General features: G+C 72.7%; 14 protein-coding genes and 2 pseudogenes. 9 read left to right on the forward strand and 7 right to left on the reverse strand.

Annotated features, from left to right (window positions below; genetic code table 11):
- A pseudogene (locus tag AB0I16_RS23495) lies at positions 1–100 on the forward strand (IS481 family transposase); the annotation flags it as partial.
- Positions 101–145: 45 nt separating this feature from the next.
- Here AB0I16_RS23495 and AB0I16_RS23500 read toward each other — a convergent pair.
- The 6 genes and pseudogenes from AB0I16_RS23500 to AB0I16_RS23525 all read right to left on the reverse strand — a co-directional run.
- Positions 146–400, reverse strand: a pseudogene (locus tag AB0I16_RS23500) (methyltransferase domain-containing protein); the annotation flags it as partial.
- 95 nt (positions 401–495) lie between these two features.
- Positions 496–2,937 (reverse strand): SpoIIE family protein phosphatase, encoded by a 2,442-nt coding sequence (locus AB0I16_RS23505; protein ID WP_363251468.1) that lies wholly within the window; start codon positions 2,935–2,937, stop codon positions 496–498.
- Between the two features lie 203 nt (positions 2,938–3,140).
- Positions 3,141–5,516: an MFS transporter gene (locus AB0I16_RS23510; protein WP_363251561.1), complete on the reverse strand. Its 2,376-nt coding sequence runs from the start codon at positions 5,514–5,516 to the stop codon at positions 3,141–3,143.
- A 281-nt stretch (positions 5,517–5,797) separates the two neighbouring features.
- On the reverse strand, positions 5,798–6,253 hold the full coding sequence (locus tag AB0I16_RS23515) for an SRPBCC family protein (RefSeq protein ID WP_363251469.1): 456 nt from the start codon (positions 6,251–6,253) through the stop codon (positions 5,798–5,800).
- A gap of 94 nt (positions 6,254–6,347) precedes the next feature.
- Positions 6,348–7,595, reverse strand: coding sequence for an SLC13 family permease (locus AB0I16_RS23520; protein WP_363251470.1), 1,248 nt, complete (start codon positions 7,593–7,595; stop codon positions 6,348–6,350).
- A gap of 98 nt (positions 7,596–7,693) precedes the next feature.
- Positions 7,694–8,242, reverse strand: a complete 549-nt coding sequence (locus tag AB0I16_RS23525) for a GNAT family N-acetyltransferase (RefSeq protein ID WP_363251471.1) — start codon at positions 8,240–8,242, stop codon at positions 7,694–7,696.
- 237 nt (positions 8,243–8,479) lie between these two features.
- Between AB0I16_RS23525 and AB0I16_RS23530 the strand changes: the two genes are divergently transcribed.
- The gene (locus AB0I16_RS23530) at positions 8,480–9,511 is read left to right on the forward strand and encodes an Rv2578c family radical SAM protein (protein WP_363251472.1); all 1,032 of its coding nucleotides are present in this window, start codon (positions 8,480–8,482) and stop codon (positions 9,509–9,511) included.
- Positions 9,512–9,645: 134 nt separating this feature from the next.
- Positions 9,646–11,250, forward strand: a complete 1,605-nt coding sequence (locus AB0I16_RS23535) for an alpha/beta hydrolase (protein WP_363251473.1) — start codon at positions 9,646–9,648, stop codon at positions 11,248–11,250.
- A 6-nt stretch (positions 11,251–11,256) separates the two neighbouring features.
- On the opposite strand, the gene AB0I16_RS23540 is transcribed toward AB0I16_RS23535, so the two are convergent.
- Entirely contained in the window at positions 11,257–11,838 is a 582-nt protein-coding gene (locus AB0I16_RS23540) for an adenylosuccinate lyase (RefSeq protein WP_363251474.1), read from the reverse strand.
- Positions 11,839–12,193: 355 nt separating this feature from the next.
- On the opposite strand from AB0I16_RS23540, the gene AB0I16_RS23545 reads away from it, so the two are divergent.
- The 6 genes from AB0I16_RS23545 (at position 12,194) to AB0I16_RS23570 (ending at position 20,167) form a co-directional block, all read left to right on the forward strand.
- Positions 12,194–13,975, forward strand: coding sequence for a 3-hydroxybutyryl-CoA dehydrogenase (locus tag AB0I16_RS23545; RefSeq protein WP_363251475.1), 1,782 nt, complete (start codon positions 12,194–12,196; stop codon positions 13,973–13,975).
- Positions 13,976–14,087: 112 nt separating this feature from the next.
- On the forward strand, positions 14,088–14,894 hold the full coding sequence (locus AB0I16_RS23550; RefSeq protein ID WP_363251476.1) for a TetR family transcriptional regulator: 807 nt from the start codon (positions 14,088–14,090) through the stop codon (positions 14,892–14,894).
- Between the two features lie 409 nt (positions 14,895–15,303).
- Positions 15,304–16,641 (forward strand): crotonyl-CoA carboxylase/reductase, encoded by a 1,338-nt coding sequence (gene ccrA, locus AB0I16_RS23555; RefSeq protein ID WP_363251477.1) that lies wholly within the window; start codon positions 15,304–15,306, stop codon positions 16,639–16,641.
- A gap of 22 nt (positions 16,642–16,663) precedes the next feature.
- Complete coding sequence (locus tag AB0I16_RS23560; protein ID WP_363251479.1) at positions 16,664–18,691, forward strand: protein meaA; 2,028 nt, start codon at positions 16,664–16,666, stop codon at positions 18,689–18,691.
- A complete protein-coding gene (locus tag AB0I16_RS23565) occupies positions 18,688–19,647 on the forward strand; it encodes a CoA ester lyase (protein ID WP_363251480.1) in 960 nt (319 codons plus the stop codon). Before AB0I16_RS23560 ends, AB0I16_RS23565 begins: the two co-directional genes overlap by 4 nt.
- Before the next feature lie 4 nt (positions 19,648–19,651).
- On the forward strand, positions 19,652–20,167 hold the full coding sequence (locus tag AB0I16_RS23570; protein ID WP_363251481.1) for a MaoC family dehydratase: 516 nt from the start codon (positions 19,652–19,654) through the stop codon (positions 20,165–20,167).
- The last annotated feature ends 2 nt before the right edge of the window (positions 20,168–20,169 follow it).

A 20,169-nucleotide genomic window follows, 5' to 3' on the forward strand; every position in this document is an offset into this window, starting at 1 on the left:
AGACTTCCTCCACACCTACAACCACCACCGCTGCCACACCGCACTCGGCGGCCAGCCGCCCATCAACCGCGTCAACAACCCTGCGGGTCAATACATCTAGCCGCCGGAACTCCACCGTCCCCGCGGCGTCGGCGCGCCGGGCGCGCTCGATCGCGGCGGCCGACAGATCGACCCCGACGACGCGCGGGAACCGGCCGGCGAGGTAGCGGGCCTGGGTGCCGTTGCCGCAGCCCAGATCGATCAGCGGCAGCCCGCCGGAGCCGAGGTGCGGTGCGAAGAGGGCCAGATGCCGGGCCGCGGTGAGGGCGGGCTCGGCGTCCCAGAAGACGGCGCCGCGCCCGGCGGGCGCCGCGCGCCAGAACGCCTCCCAGGCCTCCCTGTACCGACTCGTGACGCTCATGCGCGGCTCCCCGGGGTCCCGTGACGGCGGTCCGGCGTGGCGGTGCCGTCAGATCGGTCTACCGCGCCGGGGGCTCACCCACAAGGCGCGCGCCGTCACCGGGAGGGAAGGGCCAGTTCGAACCAGACCGTCTTGCCACGGTTCGTCCGGCTCGTGCCCCACTCCGCGGCGAGCGCGCTGATGACGCGCAGGCCGCGCCCGGACTCGTCGTCGGGGCCCGCGCTGAGCAGTGTGGGCAGCGTGTGGTCGTCGTCCTCGACCTCGCAGGCCAGCGACCCCGAACGGACCAGACGCAGATCGACGCGGCTGCTGCGCGAGTGCCGTACGACATTGGTGACCAGCTCACTGACCAGCAGTTCCGCGGTGTCGGCGAGCGCCTGGAGCGACCAGTCCCGCAGCTGCCGTCGGACCAGCTCACGGGCCCTGCCGACCTCGCTGGGGTCGGGGGCGAACCGCCACCGCGCGACGTGCTCGCCCGGGACGCCGTTGAGCCGGGCCATCAGGAGCGCCACGTCGTCCTTGCGGGCGCCGCCGGCGTTGAGCGCCCGGATGATCGCGTCGCAGGCGTCGTCCATGGACGCGGCGGGATGCGCGGCGGACTCGGTGAGCGTGGCCAGGCCGACGCCGATGTCCTCGCCGCGCACCTCCACCAGGCCGTCGGTGCACATCAGCAGCCGGTCCCCCGGCGCCACGCGGACGCGGACCGACTCGAAGGGGACGCCGCCGACACCGATGGGCGCCCCGGTCGGCAGGGCGAGGAGCTCGCTGCGGCCGTCGGCCGCGCGGACCAGGACGGGCGGGATGTGGCCCGCGTTGGCGAGGCACAGCTCGCCGGCGATCGGGTCGTAGACCGCGTACAGACACGTCGCGAGATAGTGCTCGCCGAGGCGCTGCGCGAGGTCGTCGAGGTTGCGCAGGAGCTGCTCGGGCGGCAGGTCGAGGGCGGCCATGGTCTGCACGGCGGTGCGCAACTGGCCCATCATCGCGGCGGAGTTGAGGCCGTGCCCCATCACGTCGCCGACGACGAGGGCGGTCCTCGACCCCGGCAGCTTCACGGAGTCGAACCAGTCGCCGCCGACCCGGCCGAGGAGCGTGCCCGGCAGGTAGCGGGTGGCGATGTCGCAGCCGGACATGCGCGGTTCGATGTGCGGCAGCATGCTGTCCTGGAGGGTGTCGGCGACGCTCTCCTGGTAGGTGTACATGCGGGCGTTGTCGAGCACGAGGCCCGCGCGGGCAGCCAGTTCGGCGCCGGTGACGCGGTCCATGTCGTTGAAGACGGGCCGCTCCCTGTGGCGGAGCAGGATCATGAAGCCGAGCACCACGTTGCGCGCCTTGAGCGGGACGACGAGCATCGAGCGGTGGTTGATCAGCGGGCGGATGTCGCGCTTCTCGAACTGCGAGGCGATGGCGTTGCCCATCTCCTCGGTGATGCGCGGTACGAGCACCGGGTCGCCGGAGGTCATGCACTGGAAGAACGGCGTGTGCGCGGGGAAGGGCATGGACTCGCCGACCGGCACGACGTCGTCCCAGCGGCCCGGCTCGTCGGTGTGCTCCACGGCGACCCGGTGCCACAGGGTGGTCTCGTCCGGCGGCCCCTCCGGGAAGCCCTCACCCGCCACGACCTGCTCGCGCAGATAGGTGCCCGCGACATCCGTGAAGCGCGGCACGACCGCCCTGCTGACCTCCCGGATCGTGCGCGACAGGTCGAGCGAGGAACCGATGCGCCCGCTGACCTCGTTCAGGAACTCCAGGCGCTCGCGCACCGCCGCGTACTCCAGGTCCTCGCCCTCGTCGTCCGGCCCGGCCGTCGGGAGACCGCGTGCGGCGTCCCGCGCGGCGCGCTCCTTGCGGGCCTTGCGCTCGGCCCGCCTCGCGACACCCCAGTCGGGGGTGACGGGCACCCGGTCGTGCCGGCTGAACTCAAGCACCGGATAGCCCAGTTCGAGGACCTGGGAGACGATGCGGGAGCTCTCCCCCACGCTCATGCCGGGCAGGATCTCGGGCAGCCGGCCCGCGAGCTCGTCGGCGCCGGGGAAGTCGGTGTGCGGGGCGAAGCCGGGTGCGACGCGCTCGGCCCGCTCTCCGCGTCCGGCCCTCGCGTCCCGCGGCCCGCCCTCGGCCCCGGCCAGCCGCGCGGCGTCGGCCGCCAGCACGAGGAGCCGCCCGGAACCCGGTCCGACCAGCGGATACGCCCACCAGAGCACATCGGCGCGGTCGTCGCGCGCACCGGGTGCCCGCAGCCGCGCGCGGCCGGCCGCCGGGTAGGCGATGCGGCGGTCGAGGGAGGTCTCCAGGTCGGGGCCGAGTCCGTCGTGGGCTCCGTAGGGCGCGTGGTCCTCGGGGATCGCGCCGTGCACGGGCAGCAGATCGCCCACGGGGCGGCCGACGGCCTCGCCCTTGGCGCGTCCGAAGAGGCGGCGCGCGCCGACGCTCCAGTGCGAGACGAGTCCGGCGGCGTCGACGACGACCACGGCCAGCGGTATGCGTCCCGCCACGGCACTCCGCCCCACCGGTCCGTCCGGAGTGCCCTGTCCCATGGCCGTGCTCCTTCCGCGGCGGCGCGAGAAACCTGAGGCGCCATCAACCACGGTACGGCCGGGGCATGTGGCGGTGCGGGGCAATGGGGAATTTGCCGGAGGGCGGAGTCCTCCGGCGCACGCCCCCTCGCCCCGCGCTCCCGGGCGCCCGTCCCCACGCCCCGGGCGCCCGCCCCCGCGCCGTCGGCGCCGGGCCCGCGGCCTCAGTCCTCGTGGCCGAGCAGGAGGTCCCGCTCCGTACGGCCGCCGCCCGCGACCTGGAGGACCGTGGCCACCGGCGGGTAGCCCGCCGCGATGACGGTGTACTCGCCGGACGACAGGTCGACGAAGCGGAACGTGCCGTCCGCCTCCGTGGTGAGGGTGTCCACGACGTTGCCCGCGGCGTCGAGCAGCGTCACACGCGCGTCCTCGACGGGACGGCCGCCGCCCGCGCGCACGGTGCCGCGCAGCGTCGCACCGCCCGCCAGCTCCACGTCCTGGCGGGTCTCGCGCGAGGCCTGCACGCTGACGGGCAGCGCGGCGGGCCGGAACGCGGGGGCGCTGGCCGCCAGGGTGTACTCGCCGGCCACCAGCTCGGTGATGACGTAACCGCCCTCGCGGCCGCTGCGGGTGGTGGCGACGACCTCACCGCGGACGTCGGTGAGGGTGACGGCGGCGTCCCTGACCGGCGTTCCGTCGGCCGTCACCACCGCGCCCGCGAGGCGGCCCGCGCCGCCGAGCACCACGTCGAGCTCGACGGGCCGCTCGCCGACGGTGACGGTCACGGCCTGCGGCTGGTGCCCGCCCGCCGCCGCGATCAGCACGAAGGACCCCGCCCCCGGCGTCACCAGGGCGTACCGCCCGTCATCGCCGCTCGCGCCGCGCCCGATCTGCTGCCCGGCGACGTCGATGAGGGTCAGGGCCGCACGGGGCACCGCGGTGCCGTCGGCGTGCTGCACGGTGCCGCAGACGGGGACGCCCGCGGTGTGCCCCGTGGAGCGGGCGTGCGGGACGGGCGCGGGCCCGGCGGCGGACGTGGATGCGGGCGTGGGCACGGACGCGGACAAGAGAGGGGTCTCCTTGAGGAAGAGGGCGATCAGGGTGCCGAGGACGAGCACCGGCACGAGGTAGAGGAAGATCCGCGGCATCGCGTCGGCATAGGCCTGGACGTACCCCTCGCGCAGCGGCGCGGGCAGCGCGTGGACGAGCTGCGGGGTGAGCGACGCGGCGTCGGGCGGTGCCCCGCCGGCGTCGGCGGGGACGCGGTCGGCGAGGGCGTCGGCGAGCCGGTCGGCGAAGAGGGTGCCGAAGACCGCGGCGCCCACGCTGCCGCCGATCTGCCGGAAGTAGTTGTTGGCACTGGTCGCGGTGCCCAGGTCGGCGGGGCGCACGGCGTTCTGCACGGCGAGGACGAGGACGGGCATGACCAGGCCGATGCCCGCGCCGAGGACCGCCATCCAGAGGCTGTACTGCACCCGAGAGGTGTCCGCCTCAAGGCGCGAGAGCAGCCACATGCCGACGGCGGAGAGGGCGCCGCCGAGGACCGGGTAGACCTTGTAGCGGCCCGTGTGGCTGATGAGCTGCCCGGAGACGACGGAGGCGCCGACGAGGCCGCCCATCATCGGGAGCATCAGCAGGCCCGACTCGGTGGCGCTCGCCCCGTCGACCATCTGCAGGAAGGTCGGCAGGTAGCTGGCGGCCCCGAAGAGGGCGACGCCCACGATCACGCCGACGAGGCCGGTGATGTTGAAGACCGGGTCGCGGAAGAGGTGCGGCGGGATGATCGGTTCTGCGGCGAACCGCTCGGCGACGAGGAAGAGCACGCCGCTCACCACGGCCCCGGCGGCGAGTCCGACGATGACCCGGTCGCCCCAGGCGTACTCGGTCCCGCCCCAGCTCGTGAGCAGCACCAGGCAGGTCGAAGCGGCGGCGAGCAGCAGCGCGCCCAGCACGTCGAGGCGGGCCCGCCCCGTGGGCTTGGGCAGCTTGAGGACGAGGGTGACGACGAGCAGCGTGACCAGGCCGAAGGGCACGTTGAAGTAGAAGCACCAGCGCCAGGACGCGTGGTCGGTGAAGAAGCCGCCGAGCAGCGGTCCCGCGACCGACGCGAGGCCGAACACGGCGCCGATCAGGCCCATGTAACGGCCGCGCTGCCGGGGCGGCACGATGTCCGCGATGATCGCCTGCACGCCGATCATGAGGCCGCCCGCGCCGACGCCCTGGACCGCGCGGAAGGCGATGAGCTGGTCCATCGTCCGCGACCAGCCGGCGAGCGCCGAGCCCACGACGAAGACGACGATCGCGAACTGGAAGACGCCCTTGCGGCCGAACAGGTCGCCGAGCTTGCCGTAGATGGGCAGGCCGACGGTGGAGGTGAGCAGATAGGCGGTGATGGCCCAGGACATCTTGTCCAGGCCGTGCAGCTCCCCGACGATCTTGGGGAGCGCCGTGGCGACGATCATCTGCTCCAGGGCGGCGAGCAGCAGGGCCAGCATCAGCCCGAAGAAGACCATCCGTACGCGGCGGGGGCTGAGCCCGAGCGCCGCCGGATCAGGCGGTGGGGGCGGTGCCTGGCCGGACCGCGGTCCACCGGGCCGCAGCGGCACCGTCTCCACGGCCGCCGCGCCGCTTCGCCCGGCGGCCTTCACCGGCGTCGTCCCGCCCACGTACTGCTCCCCTCGTCGCGCCTGCGCCGCCCATTTCTCGCATTACGCGACAACTACGAGCAAGCGCGACGAGTTGGCCCTGCGGGGGCCGCGCGGACATCAGTGCCGGTGGGAGCCCTACGGCGTACAACGGGACCGAACGGAAAACCACTCGAAACGGTGAGCGTGAAAGCGGTCCGGTCCGGCCGGGGTCGCCGGGCCAGGCGGTCGCCGGGTCAGGCGGTGGCCGGCTTCTCCACCTCGCGGGCGAGGTTGTCGAGCACCGCGCCGTAGATCCGTCCGAGCCCCTTGGGCGCGAAGGTCTTCTCGAAGAAGCCGCCGATGCCGCCTGCGCCGTTCCACACGGTGGAGACGACCACGCGCGACCTGCCCTCGCCCGCCGGGGTCACGGTCCACGTGGTGACCATGGAGGAGTTGCGGTCCTTCTCGACGAGCTCGCCGTCGGTCGGCTCGCTGACCTCCAGGAGGCAGTCGCGGATGCGCTTGCTGGTGGCCTGCAGCTTCCAGTGGACGAGGGTGCCCTCGCCGTCGCCGCCCTCGCGCACCTCGTACTCGCTGAAGTGCTCCGAGAGGAGCTTCGGACGCGTGCCCTCGTAGTCGGCCAGCGCGTCGAAGACCTCGTCCGGCTTCGCCGCGACGACCCGCTCCGTGACCGCTTCGACCTGCGCCATGGGACATCCTCCAGCTTGGTTTCTCGGGGAGTTCACGGAAAGCCAACCACCCGGCACACCGGGCCCCCAAATCGGGGTCGCGCCGCGGACCCTCTCAGCCGGGCAGCAGCTGGAGTCCCGCCCACAGCGCGACGGTCGACAGGACGAGCGCGGCCGGGGTGGTGAGCAGCCCGAGCCGGGTGAACTCCCCGAGGTGGACGGGGTGTTCGTGCTGGTGGGCGATGCGGCGCCAGAGGAGGGTGGCGAGGGACCCGGCGTAGGTGAGGTTGGGCCCGATGTTCACGCCGAGCAGGACGGCGAGGACCGCGCCGGGGCCCGACGGGGCGGCGAGCGGGACCAGGGCGAGGACGGCGGGCAGGTTGTTGATCAGGTTGGCCAGGAGCGCGGCGACGGCCGCGGTGCCGAGCAGCGCGGGCAGGGACGAGCCGTCGGGGAGGAACCCGTCGAGGGCGTCGCCGAGGCCGTGGTCGACGACGGCCCTGACGACGATGCCGAGGGCGAGGACGAAGGCGAGGAAGGGCAGCGAGGCGGAGCGCAGGATCGCGGCCGGCGTGGTGTGCCTCCGGACGAGCGCCCGGACGGCGAGCACGGCGGCCCCGGCCGCCGCCGACCAGGCGGGGTCGACACCGGCGGTGGGGGCCAGCGCGAACCCGGCCAGCGTGGCGGCGACGGTGACCAGGGCGAAGAGCGGCATCTCCGGCGGGTCGCCGGCGTCCTCGCCGCTGACGGGCGCGTCGAGGTCGGCGGCGAAGAACCGGCGGAACACGGCGTACTCGACGGCGATGGCGACCAGCCACGGCAGCGTCATGAGCAGCGCGAAGCGCGTGAAGCTGAGCCCGGTCGCGGTGAACGCGAGGAGGTTGGTGAGGTTGGAGACGGGCAGCAGCAGCGAGGCCGTGTTGGAGAGATGGGCGCTCGCGTAGACGTGCGGTGCGGGGCGGGCGCCCATCCGGGCCGCGGTGGCGAAGACCACCGGGGTGAGCAGGACCACGGTGGCGTCCAGGCTGAGCACGGCGGTGATCACCGAGGCGAGCCCGAAGACGGTGGCGAGCAGGGTGCGCGGGCGGCCCGCGGCACGGCGTGCCATCCAGATCCCGCAGGCGTGGAAGAGGCCCTCGTCGGCGCAGAGCTTGGCGAGGACCAGGACGCCCGCGAGGAAGCCGATCACGGGACCGAGCCGCGCCGCCTCGTCCCGCACGTCCTCCCAGGGGACCGCTCCCGCCGCGATCAGGAGCGCGGCGGCCGGTACGGCGAAGACGGCCTCGGAGCGGCCGAAGGGCCGTACGACGGCGCAGATCAGGACGACGGCCAGGGCGGCGACCGACAGGGACTCGACGAGCATCTCTGCATCATCCCTGGCGCGCCGGGCTCCGCCGCAGGTGGGGAGGTGTGGCGGGCCCGGCGGCCGGTATCGCTCGGCCGCCGGGCCCGCCGTCGGGGCTAGCGCCCCTCGGGCGCCGTGGCGCGGTACCGGACCGTCCCGCCGTCGCTGCCGACGCGGTGCAGCCCGGCCTTCTCCAGGACGCGGACGGACGCCGGGTTGGCGAGTTCGGCCTCGGCGCGGACCTCGGTCACGCCGGGCAGGGCCAGGGCGTGGGCCACGAGGGCCCTGGCCGCCTCCGGGGCGTAGCCGCGGCCCCGCCGGGAGGCGACGACGCCGTAGCCGAATTCCACGGACCCTCCGCGCGGCGGCCAGAACAGGCTGATGGAGCCGACGACGGCACCGCTGCCGCGTTCGACCATCAGCCGGTGGCCGTGCGCGCCGGGGCCGGCGGGGTCCTCGGCGAGCTGCGCGGCGACGACTCCGGCGATGACCCCGTCGCCCTCGGCGGGGAAGTCGTCCGCCCACTGGGCACGGCGGCGGCCGGCGAGCACGTCGGCGACCTCGCCGGCGGTCCAGGGCCGCAGCACGAGGCGCCCGGTGGCCAGGGAGCCGGGAGAGGAGAGGAGGGAAGGAACGGAGGGAGGGAGGTGAGAAGAACGGGACACGTGACACTCCGGGTCGTTGTGTTCGAACGACCGGGCCGCTCTCAGGCGCGTGCGGCCCGGACAGGGGCATGGCGACGAAGGGCCTGGCGGGCCATATTCATCGACCTCCCCGGTCGTGGCGGTGTCGCGCGTGTCGCGCGGGACGGGATCTTACCAAGAGCGGCGTCGCGGACATGGGCTCGCACGATCAAGGGAACATGTGTTCTATTCTGTGGTCAGTGCTACCTAGGAGGCGTCATGCGCTGGGAGAATCTCTCCGACGGACCGCGTCAGGGCCCCGCCGACGCCGCGCTGTTCGGCGCGGACGCGATCACGACCCGCACGTTCGACACCCCGGAGTTCGCGGGGATGACCTTCCACGAGATCCGGGCCAGGTCGATCGTGAACCGCGTGCCCGGCGCGTCACGGATGCCGTTCGAATGGACGGTCAACCCCTACCGGGGGTGCACGCACGCGTGCGTCTACTGCTTCGCCCGCAAGACCCACAGCTATCTCGACCTCGACACCGGCCTCGGCTTCGACAGCCAGATCGTCGTCAAGGTCAACGCCGCCGAGCTGCTGCGGCGCAAGCTGGCCTCGCCCCGCTGGCACGGCGACCACATCGCCATGGGCACGAACGTCGACTGCTACCAGCGGGCCGAGGGACGCTACCGCCTCATGCCGGGGATCATCGGCGCCCTGCGCGACCACGGCAACCCCTTCTCGATCCTGACCAAGGGCACGCTGATCCTGCGCGACCTCGACCTGCTGCGGGAGGCGGCCGCGGTCACGGACGTCGGCATCTCGGTCTCCGTGGGGTTCACCGACCGCGAGCTGTGGCGCACCGTCGAGCCGGGCACGCCCGCCCCCGAGCGGCGCCTGGACGTCGTACGCACCCTGAGCGAGCACGGCATCGGCTGCGGCGTCCTGATGGCCCCCGTCATCCCCTTCCTCGGCGACCACCCCGACCAGCTGCGCGCCACGGTGCGGGCCATCGCCGCCTCGGGGGCGACCTCGGTGACGCCCCTGGTGCTGCATCTGCGGCCGGGGGCGCGCGAGTGGTTCATGGCCTGGGTCGGGCGGCACCACCCGCATCTCGTACGGCGTTACGAGCGGCTGTACGCGGAGGGGGCCTACGCCCCGAAGTGGTACCAGCGGCGCGTCACCCGCCATGTGCACGAACTGGCGGAGGAGTTCGGCATCGGCCCCACGCGCGCGGGTGCCGCCCGGCGCATCCGGGTGCCGGAGCAGCCGGAGTCCGCGGGCCCCGCGCAGCTCACCCTGCTGTAGGGGCGCGGCCCCCGCGCTGCTCCTTTCAGGGCATTCACCCGCAGCGCAACCGGATGCGGACGCGCTCGTCGGGGACGATGCACCCGAGGCCGGGCCGTGCACGGCCCGGACCGCACCGGACAGCTGGGAAGCCGATGAAGAAACGCGCCGCCGCCCTCCGCTCCCTCGCCGCACTCGCCGGGACGGCCACCGCGCTCACCGGGACGGCCGCCGCGGTCGCGCCCGCCGCGCCCGTCACGCCCGCCGCCCCCGGCGTCCGGGACACCACCCGCGCCGCCCCCCTGACATGGGAGAAGTGCGCCACCAAGGCCTACCCGAAGCTCCAGTGCGCGTCCCTGGAGGTGCCCCTCGACCACCGGGACCCCGGCGGCAGGAAGATCACCATCGCCCTGTCCCGCGTCCGGCACACCGCGCGGACCTCGCAGGGGCCGCTCCTGGTGAACCCCGGCGGCCCCGGCGGCAGCGGCCTCTCCATGGCCGGGTTCGTCGCCGAGTCGCTGCCCGCGGAGGTGGCGGCGCGGTACGACGTCATCGGCTTCGACCCGCGCGGCGTCGGCCGGAGCCGGCCCGCGCTGAACTGCCGCCCCGGCCACTTCACCCCCGTACGGCCCGACAGCCTGCCCGCCACGCCCGCGCTGGAGAAGGCCAACACCGACCGGGCCCGCGCCTTCGCCGACGCCTGCCACGCGAAGTACGCGGACGTGCTGCCGTTCATCGACACGGTGAGCACGGTGCGGGACATGGACGCCGTCCGCGTGGCCCTCGGTGCCCGGCGCGTCAGCTTCCTCGGCTACTCGTACGGCACCTACCTGGGGGCCATGTACGGCAGGCTCTACCCACACCGCGTGCACCGCATGGCGCTCGACTCCCTCGTCGACCCGACGGGCGTCTGGTACGACGTCAACCTCCGCCAGAACCGCGCCTTCGACCTCCGCCACAAGGCGCTGATGGCCTGGATCGCCCGGCACGACGGCGTGTACGGGCTGGGCCGCGACCCGGCCGCGGTCGAGGCCCGGTGGTACGCCATGCGCAAGGATCTCGCCGCGCGCCCAGCGGGCGGGAAGGTGGGCCCGGCGGAACTGGAGGACACCTTCCTCCCCGGCGGCTACGACAACCGCCACTGGCCGCTCCTCGCGCGGGCGTTCGCCGCCCACGCCGGCCGGGGCGACGCCCGCCCGCTCGTCGCCGCGTACGAGGACCTCGCGGCGAGCGACACCGAGAAGGAGAACGGCTACAGCGTCTACACCGCCGTGCAGTGCAGGGACGCGCTGTGGCCGCGCGACCTCGGGACGTGGCGCGCCGACCACGCCGCCATCCACCGGACGGCGCCGTTCGCCACCTGGAACAACGCCTGGTTCAACGCTCCCTGCGCCTTCTGGCGCACCCACCACCTGAGCGCCCCCGACGTCTCCGGCGCGAAGCTGCCGCCGGTCCTCCTCCTCCAGGCGACGGACGACGCGGCGACGCCCTACGAGGGCGCCCTGGCCATGCACCGCAGGCTCCCCGGCTCCCGCCTCGTGGTGGAGTCCGGCGGCGGCAACCACGGCGTCACCCTGAACGGGAACGCCTGCCTGGACGCCCACTTGGCGGCCTACCTGGCGTCGGGGAGGCTGCCGCGCGCCGACGGCCGTACCGCCGACGCGACCTGCGCGGCGCTCCCCGAGCCGGAGCCGCACGGCACCCGGACCGGAGCGCGGCCCGTCTCGGCGGCCGGGCGCGCCGCCCCGCCGCCGCGCTGAGCCGCCTCAGTCCGGCAGCCGTGCCAGCGCCGCCGCCGCCGCTGCCGCGAGGCGCGGGTGGTTCCTGGCCGCCGTCAGGACGGGGCGCGCGCGTGCGTCGCCCAGGGCGCCGAGGCCCTCCACGCAGGCCAGGGCGATCTTGCCGAAGGGGTCGTGCGGGACCAGCCTGCGTTCGAGCGTGGTGATCAGGGCGGGGGCCGATTCCGGGGCGCGGAGTTCGGTGAGGAGGCGTACGGGATGGAGGGCGTAGGCGACGCGGAGTTCGTTCGTCGCCAGGGCCGCCGCCGCCCGTGCCGTCCGCGGGTCGCCGAGGCGCGCCAGGGCGTGGGCCGCGGCGGCGCAGCGGGGCGGATCGCGGTGGTTGAGGAGGAGGACCAGGGATTCGAAGGCCCTGCGGTCGCCCGCGACGCCGAGCCGGACGGCGGCCAGCTCCCGGGCCCACAGGGGCTGCCCGGGGGAGACGAGCACCTCGGCCAGCTCGTCGAGGTCCCCCGTGGCGACCAGCTTCTCGTACTGCTCCGCGTGCTCGGGCGAGGCCTCCGCCTCGCGGCGTAAACGCGCCGTCACCGTCCGCAACTCCGCATCCATGGCCGTGAGCCTAATGGGCCGTCGCGGCGGGCGGCGACGTAGATCACAGACACCCGGGGCTGGCGCGCTCGTTACTCGCCGGTTAATCTCAGGTGAGCGGGGCATACTCCCCGTAGCAGTTCCCCTTCCCGCGGTGGCCTGGTGACGCAGCCGCCGCGGTGCTGGTCGGTTCGGTGCCTCAGGTACCAGGTAGTTCCCCGTACGACGTCGGCCCCGGGACAGGGCCCGTCGGCTCCTCACCGGTGTGCGCGGCGACGCCCGCCCGGACACGGCAAGCAGAAACCCTCCGCACGCCCCGAGCGCCTGACGCCGCGCGTGCGCCCCTCAGTCGTCACTCTCCTCCTGGAGTCCACCCATGGACGCTCCCCTGAACACCGTCGCCGTCATCGGGCTCGGCACGATGGGCACCGGCATCGCCGAGGTCCTGGCCCGCGGCGGCCGCGAGGTCATCGGCATCGACATCAGCAGGGCCGCCGCCGACCGCGCGGTCACCTCCCTGGAGGCGTCGACCGCCCGCGCGGTGCGCCGCGAACGCCTCACCGAGGAGGAGCGGCAGGACATCCTGGCCCGCTTCAGCGCCTCCACCGACCTCCGGGCCGCCGCCGACGCCGACCTCGTCATCGAGGTCGTGCCCGAGTCGTACGAGGTCAAGCAGCAGATCATCCGGGGCCTCGACGCCGTCGTGCGCCCCGGGACGATCATCGCCACGGGCACCAACGCGCTCTCCGTGACGCGCCTGGCCGCCGAATCGGCCCGCCCCGAGCGCGTGTTGGGACTGCACTTCTTCAACCCTGCGCCCGCCATGAAGCTCGTCGAGGTCGTCTCGTCCGTGCTCACCGCGCCCGCCGCCGTCGCCACGGTCACCGACCTCGCGCAGGCGCTCGGCAAGAAGCCCGTCGCCGTCGGCGACCGCCCCGGCTTCGTCGCCGACGGGCTGCTCTTCGGCTACCTCAACCAGGCCGCCGCGATGTACGAGGCGAAGTACGCCTCCCGCGAGGACATCGACGCCGCCATGAAGCTGGGCTGCGGCCTGCCGATGGGGCCGCTCGCCCTGCTCGACCTGATCGGCGTGGACACCGCCCGTACGGTCCTCGACGCCATGTACGCCGAGTCCCGCGACCGGCTGCACGCGCCCGCCCCGATCCTCAAGCAGCTCAGCGAGGCGGGCCTGACGGGGCGCAAGGCGGGCCGCGGCTTCTACACCTACGCCGCGCCCGGCAGCGCGGACGTGGTGGACGACGCGCTGACCCCGCGGGAGGGCGAGCGGCGCGTCCGGGGCCGGGCGGTGCGCTCGGTCGGCGTCGCGGGCTCGGGGACGATGGCGTCCGGCATCGCGGAGGTCTTCGCCAAGGCGGGCTACGACGTGGTGCTCGCCGCCCGCACCGACGAGAAGGCCGCCGCCGCCAAGGCCCGTATCGGCACGTCCCTCGCGCGCTCGGTCGAGAAGGGCAGGCTGACGGCCGGGGCCGCCGCCGAAGCCCTGGAGCGCATCACGCCGGCCGCCTCGTACGAGGCGTTCGCCGACGTCGACCTGGCCCTTGAGGCCATCGCCGAGGACCTGGAGGCCAAGCGGCAGCTCTTCGCGGCGCTCGACAAGGTCTGCAAGCCCGGCGCGATCCTCGCGACGACGACCTCCTCGCTGCCGGTGGTGGCCTGCGCCCGCGCCACCACGCGCCCGCGCGACGTGATCGGCATGCACTTCTTCAACCCGGCGCCCGCGATGAAGCTCGTCGAGGTGGTCCGCACGGTGCTGACCGCCGACGACGTGCACGCGACCGTCCGCGAGGTCTGCGCCGGCATCCGCAAGCACCCGGTGGACTGCGGCGACCGCGCGGGCTTCATCGTGAACGCGCTGCTGTTCCCCTACCTCAACAACGCGATCAAGATGGTCGAGGAGCACTACGCCTCGCTCGACGACATCGACGCCGCGATGAAGCTCGGCGGCGGCTACCCCATGGGCCCCTTCGAGCTCCTCGACGTCGTCGGCCTGGACGTCTCGCTGGCCATCGAGAAGGTGCTGCACCGCGAGTTCCGCGACCCGGGACTGGCCCCCGCGCCGCTGCTCGAACACCTGGTGGCCGCGGGCTGCCTCGGCCGCAAGACGGGCCGCGGCTTCCGCGAATATGCCCGGCGCTGAGCCGGCCGAGGACCGCGCGGGCGAGAGGACGGACTGGGGCGGGCTGCTCGGCCCCTCGGGCAGCCCCGTCCCTCAGGAGCACCGCTGTGCGCACATGCAGTACGTTCGTGGCATGTCCAAGGCCGCCAAGTCCTCACGCAACGCAACCCCCGACGCTCCGGAGAGCGCGGCGGGCAACCGCGCCGCCGCCCAGCGGCTCAAGATGCGCAGGGAGCTGGCGGCCGCGGCCATGGAGCTCTTCGCGTCCAAGGGGTACGAGGCGACGACGGTCGACGAGATCGCCGCCGCCGCGGGCGTGGCGCGCCGGACCTTCTTCCGGCACTTCCGCTCCAAGGAAGAGGCGATCTTCCCCGATCACGACGACACCCTGATCCGCGCGGAGGCGGTGCTCAACGCCGCTCCCCCGCACGAGCACCCGCTGGACACGGTGTGCCGCGGCATCAAGGAGGTCATGAAGATGTACGCGGCCTCGCCCGCGGTCTCCGTGGAGCGCTACCGCCTCACCCGCGAGGTGCCCACGCTGCGCGAGCGCGAGATCGCCTCGGTGGCCCGCTACGAACGGCTCTTCACGCGCTATCTGCTCGGCCACTTCGACGAGCAGGCGCACCACGACGGCAACGACGACCCGCTGCTCGCCGAGGTCGCCGCCTCCGCCGTGGTCACCGCCCACAACCACGTCCTGCGCCGCTGGCTGCGGGCCGGCGGCCAGGGCGACGTGGAGACGCAGCTCGACCGCGCCTTCGCGATCGTCCGCAGGACCTTCGGCTCGGGGATCGGCGCGGGCCGCGACGCCGTGCCCGCCCCACCGGCCGCGACGGCGTCCGCGCAGGGTGAGGTGCTGGTCACGGTGGCCCGCACGGACGCCCCGCTCGACGAGGTCATGCGGACCATCGAGAAGGCCCTGCGCGAGCGTTCGTAGCTCCCGTGCGATGACACCGTTCGACCCGTTTTGCCCTGGGGATTCGAGGGGGCGCTACCGACTGGTAGCGCCCCCTCTGCCATGCCGCGCACCTCTCTGACCTGCACTGATCGATCATCGGTCAAAAAGTTCTGGCACCCAGTGTCTTGCCGACTGGCACGCGGTGCCATACGTTGAGGGAAGTCCGGGCGGCCGGCGTACAGCGATCATCCGTACGCCGGCTGTCCCCTCAAGCCACGGCTTGTGCGCCCGGACGCCTGCGTCACAGGCACCTCCCGCGCCCCACCAGGGCGTCGCCGAGCACCACCCTTCGCCGAACCGACGGCACACCTCCACAGCACCGCAAGCACCCCGACGTAACCCTCAAGCAGCGCATCCCCCGATGTGCTTCTTCGCCGGAGGCGAAACCGTGAAGGAAATCCTGGACGCGATCCAGTCGCCGGACGCCACGTCCGCCGACTTCGCCGCTCTCCCCCTGCCCGACTCGTACCGCGCGATCACCGTGCACAAGGACGAGACGGAGATGTTCGCGGGCCTCGACACCCGCGACAAGGACCCCCGCAAGTCGATCCACCTGGACGACGTGCCGGTCCCCGAACTCGGCCCCGGCGAGGCCCTGGTGGCCGTCATGGCCTCCTCGGTCAACTACAACTCCGTGTGGACCTCGATCTTCGAGCCGGTGTCCACCTTCAGCTTCCTGGAGCGCTACGGCCGGCTGAGCGACCTCACCAAGCGCCACGACCTGCCGTACCACATCATCGGCTCCGACCTGGCGGGCGTCGTGCTGCGCACCGGGCCCGGCGTGAACGCCTGGAACCCCGGCGACGAGGTCGTCGCGCACTGCCTCAGCGTCGAGCTGGAGTCCTCCGACGGCCACAACGACACGATGCTCGACCCCGAGCAGCGCATCTGGGGCTTCGAGACCAACTTCGGCGGCCTCGCCGAGATCGCGCTCGTGAAGTCCAACCAGCTCATGCCGAAGCCCGACCACCTGAGCTGGGAGGAGGCTGCTTCGCCCGGCCTGGTGAACTCCACCGCGTACCGCCAGCTCGTCTCCCGCAACGGCGCCGGCATGAAGCAGGGCGACAACGTGCTGATCTGGGGCGCGAGCGGCGGACTCGGGTCGTACGCCACGCAGTTCGCGCTCGCGGGCGGCGCCAACCCCATCTGCGTCGTCTCCAGCCCCCAGAAGGCGGAGATCTGCCGCGCCATGGGCGCCGACGCGATCATCGACCGCAATGCCGAGGGCTACAAGTTCTGGAAGGACGAGCGGACCCAGGACCCGAAGGAGTGGAAGCGGTTCGGCAAGCGCATCCGCGAGCTCACCGGCGGGGAGGACATCGACATCGTCTTCGAGCACCCCGGCCGCGAGACCTTCGGCGCCAGCGTCTACGTCACCCGCAAGGGCGGCACCATCACGACCTGCGCCTCGACCTCCGGCTACATGCACGAGTACGACAACCGCTACCTGTGGATGTCCCTGAAGCGCATCATCGGCTCGCACTTCGCCAACTACCGCGAGGCGTGGGAGGCCAACCGCCTGATCGCCAAGGGCAAGATCCACCCGACGCTCTCCAAGGTGTACGCCCTCCAGGACACCGGCCAGGCGGCCTACGACGTGCACCGCAACCTCCACCAGGGCAAGGTCGGCGTCCTCGCGCTGGCGCCCCGCGAGGGCCTGGGCGTGCGCGATCCCGAGAAGCGGGCCCGGCACATCGACGCCATCAACCGCTTCCGGAACGTCTGAGCGCGAGAAGGAGCAGCGGCACATGACAGAGCGTCAGAAGGACCGGCCGTGGCTGATGCGGACCTACGCCGGCCACTCCACGGCGGAGGCGTCCAACGAGCTGTACCGGCGCAACCTCGCCAAGGGGCAGACGGGCCTCTCGGTCGCGTTCGACCTGCCCACGCAGACCGGCTACGACCCCGACCACGTCCTCGCCCGCGGCGAGGTCGGCCGGGTCGGCGTGCCGGTCTCGCACCTCGGCGACATGCGGCGGCTGTTCCAGGACATCCCCCTGGACCAGATGAACACCTCGATGACGATCAACGCCACCGCCATGTGGCTCCTGGCGCTCTACCAGGTGGTCGCGGAGGAGCAGGGCGTCGACGTCAGCGAACTCCAGGGGACGACGCAGAACGACATCGTCAAGGAGTACCTCTCGCGCGGGACGCACGTCTTCCCGCCGGCGCCCTCCCTGCGCCTGACCACCGACATGATCACGTACACGGTGGCGCACATCCCCAAGTGGAACCCGATCAACATCTGCAGCTACCACCTCCAGGAGGCGGGGGCCACACCGGTCCAGGAGATCGCGTACGCGATGTCCACCGCCATCGCGGTCCTCGACGCCGTACGCGACTCGGGGCAGGTCCCCGAGGAGAAGTTCGGGGACGTCGTGGCCCGCATCTCCTTCTTCGTGAACGCGGGCGTCCGCTTCATCGAGGAGATGTGCAAGATGCGGGCGTTCGGGCGGATCTGGGACCAGGTCACGCGCGAGCGGTACGGCGTCGGGAACGCCAAGCAGCGCCGGTTCCGCTACGGCGTGCAGGTCAACTCCCTGGGCCTCACCGAGGCCCAGCCGGAGAACAACGTCCAGCGGATCGTCCTGGAGATGCTGGCCGTCACGCTCTCCAAGGACGCACGCGCGCGTGCCGTCCAGCTCCCCGCCTGGAACGAGGCCCTCGGGCTCCCCCGCCCCTGGGACCAGCAGTGGTCGCTCCGCATCCAGCAGGTCCTCGCCCACGAGAGCGACCTCCTGGAGTACGAGGACATCTTCGCGGGCTCCCACGTCATCGAGGCCAAGGTCGCCTCGCTGGTGGAGGAGTCCCTCGCGGAGATGGCCCGCATCGAGGAGATGGGCGGCGCGATGGCCGCCGTCGAGTCCGGCTACCTGAAGTCGCAGCTCGTCTCCTCGCACGCCGAGCGCAGGGCCCGCATCGAGTCGGGCGAGGAGAAGATCGTCGGCGTGAACTCCTACGAGTCCACCGAGCCGAGCCCGCTCACCGCCGACCTGGACGCGGCGATCATGACCGTCGACCCGGCGGTCGAGGCCCGTGTCACCGGCGCCCTGAAGCGGTGGCGCGACACCCGCTACCAGCCGCCGTTCAACCACCCGCGCCCCTGCAAGGCCCTCCAGCGCCTGAAGGAGGTGGCCGCGGGGACGGGCAACCTGATGGAGGCCACCCTGGAGTGCGCGCGGGCCGGTGTGACGACCGGCGAGTGGGCGGGCGCCCTGCGGGAGGTGTTCGGCGAGTACCGGGCGCCCACGGGCGTCTCCAGCGCTCCCGTGGCCGTCACCGCCGAGCCGGGCACCCCGCTCGCCGTCGTCCGCGACGAGGTCGCGAGGACGGCCGCCGACCTCGGCGTCGGCAAGCTCCGCTTCCTGGTCGGCAAGCCCGGCCTCGACGGCCACTCCAACGGCGCCGAGCAGATCGCGGTGCGCGCGCGCGACGCCGGCTTCGAGGTGGTCTACCAGGGCATCAGGCTCACGCCCGAGCAGATCGTCGACGCCGCGCTGGCCGAGGACGTGCACGCGGTGGGCCTGTCGGTCCTCTCCGGCTCGCACGCCGAACTCGTGCCGGACGTCCTGGTGCGCCTGCGCGAGGCGGGCGCCCCGGACATTCCCGTGATCGCGGGAGGCATCATCCCCAGCAGCGACGCCGAGGACCTTCTCGCGGCGGGTGTGGCGGCCGTCTTCACCCCCAAGGACTTCGGCATCACGGAGATCATCGGCCGTATCGTCGACGAGATCCGGAAAGCGAACAAGCTCGACCCATCGGAGGTCCCCGCATGACCGTGAACCGTCTCCGCCCCCGGCGCTCCTGCCTGGCCGTACCGGGCTCGAACCCGCGCTTCCTGGAGAAGGCCCAGGGCCTGCCCGCCGACCAGGTCTTCCTGGACCTGGAGGACGCCTGCGCGCCGTTGGCCAAGCCGGAGGCCAGGCACACCATCGTGAAGTTCCTCAACGAGGGCGACTGGACGGGCAAGACGCGGGTGGTGCGCGTCAACGACTGGACGACCGAGTGGACGTACCGCGACGTCGTCACCGTCGTCGAGGGCGCGGGCCAGAACCTCGACTGCATCATGCTGCCGAAGGTCCAGACGGCCGAACAGGTCGTCGCGCTCGACCTGCTGCTCACCCAGATCGAGAAGACCATGGGCTTCGAGGCCGGCAAGATCGGCATCGAGGCGCAGATCGAGAACGCACGCGGCCTGAACAACGTCAACGCCATCGCCGAGGCGTCGCCGCGCGTGGAGACGATCATCTTCGGCCCGGCCGACTTCATGGCGTCCATCAACATGAAGTCCCTGGTCGTCGGCGAGCAGCCGCCCGGCTACCCGGCCGACGCCTACCACTTCATCCTGATGAAGATCCTCATGGCCGCCCGCGCCAACGGCCTCCAGGCCATCGACGGCCCCTACCTCCAGATCAAGAACGTCGACGGCTACCGCGAGGTCGCGAACCGCGCCGCCGCCCTCGGCTTCGACGGCAAGTGGGTCCTGCACCCGGGCCAGGTCGAGGCGGCCAACGAGGTCTTCTCGCCCTCCCAGGAGGACTTCGACCACGCCGAGCTGATCCTGGACGCGTACGCGTTCCACACGTCGGAGGCGGGCGGCAAGAAGGGCTCGGCGATGCTCGGCGACGAGATGATCGACGAGGCCAGCCGGAAGATGGCCCTGGTCGTCTCGGGCAAGGGGCGCGCCGCCGGCATGACCCGCACCTCGAAGTTCGAAGCCCCGGAGGCCTGATCCCATGCAGTTCGGCCGCACCTACGAGGAGTTCGAGGTCGGTGCCGTATACAAGCACTGGCCGGGCAAGACGGTCACCGAGTACGACGACCACCTCTTCTGCCTGCTGACCATGAACCACCACCCCCTCCACATGGACACGAACTACGCGGAGAGGACGACGGACTTCGGCAAGAACGTCGTCGTGGGCAACTACATCTACTCGCTGCTGCTCGGCATGTCCGTGCCGGACGTCTCCGGCAAGGCCATCGCCAACCTGGAGATCGAGTCGCTGAAGCACGTGGCGCCGACCTTCCACGGAGACACGGTCTACGGCGAGACCACGGTCCTAGACAAGACGCCGTCCCGGTCCAAGAGCGACCGCGGCATCGTGTACGTGGAGACCAAGGGCTACAAGCAGGACGGCACGCTCGTCTGCGTCTTCCGCCGCAAGGTGATGGTGCCCACCGAGACGTACATCAAGGAGCGCGGCGGGGAGCAGCCCGGCCGCCCGGAGCCGAAGACGCAGGAGAAGCGGTAACC

Source organism: Streptomyces sp. NPDC050703, assembly GCF_040654435.1.
GTDB lineage: Bacteria > Actinomycetota > Actinomycetes > Streptomycetales > Streptomycetaceae > Streptomyces.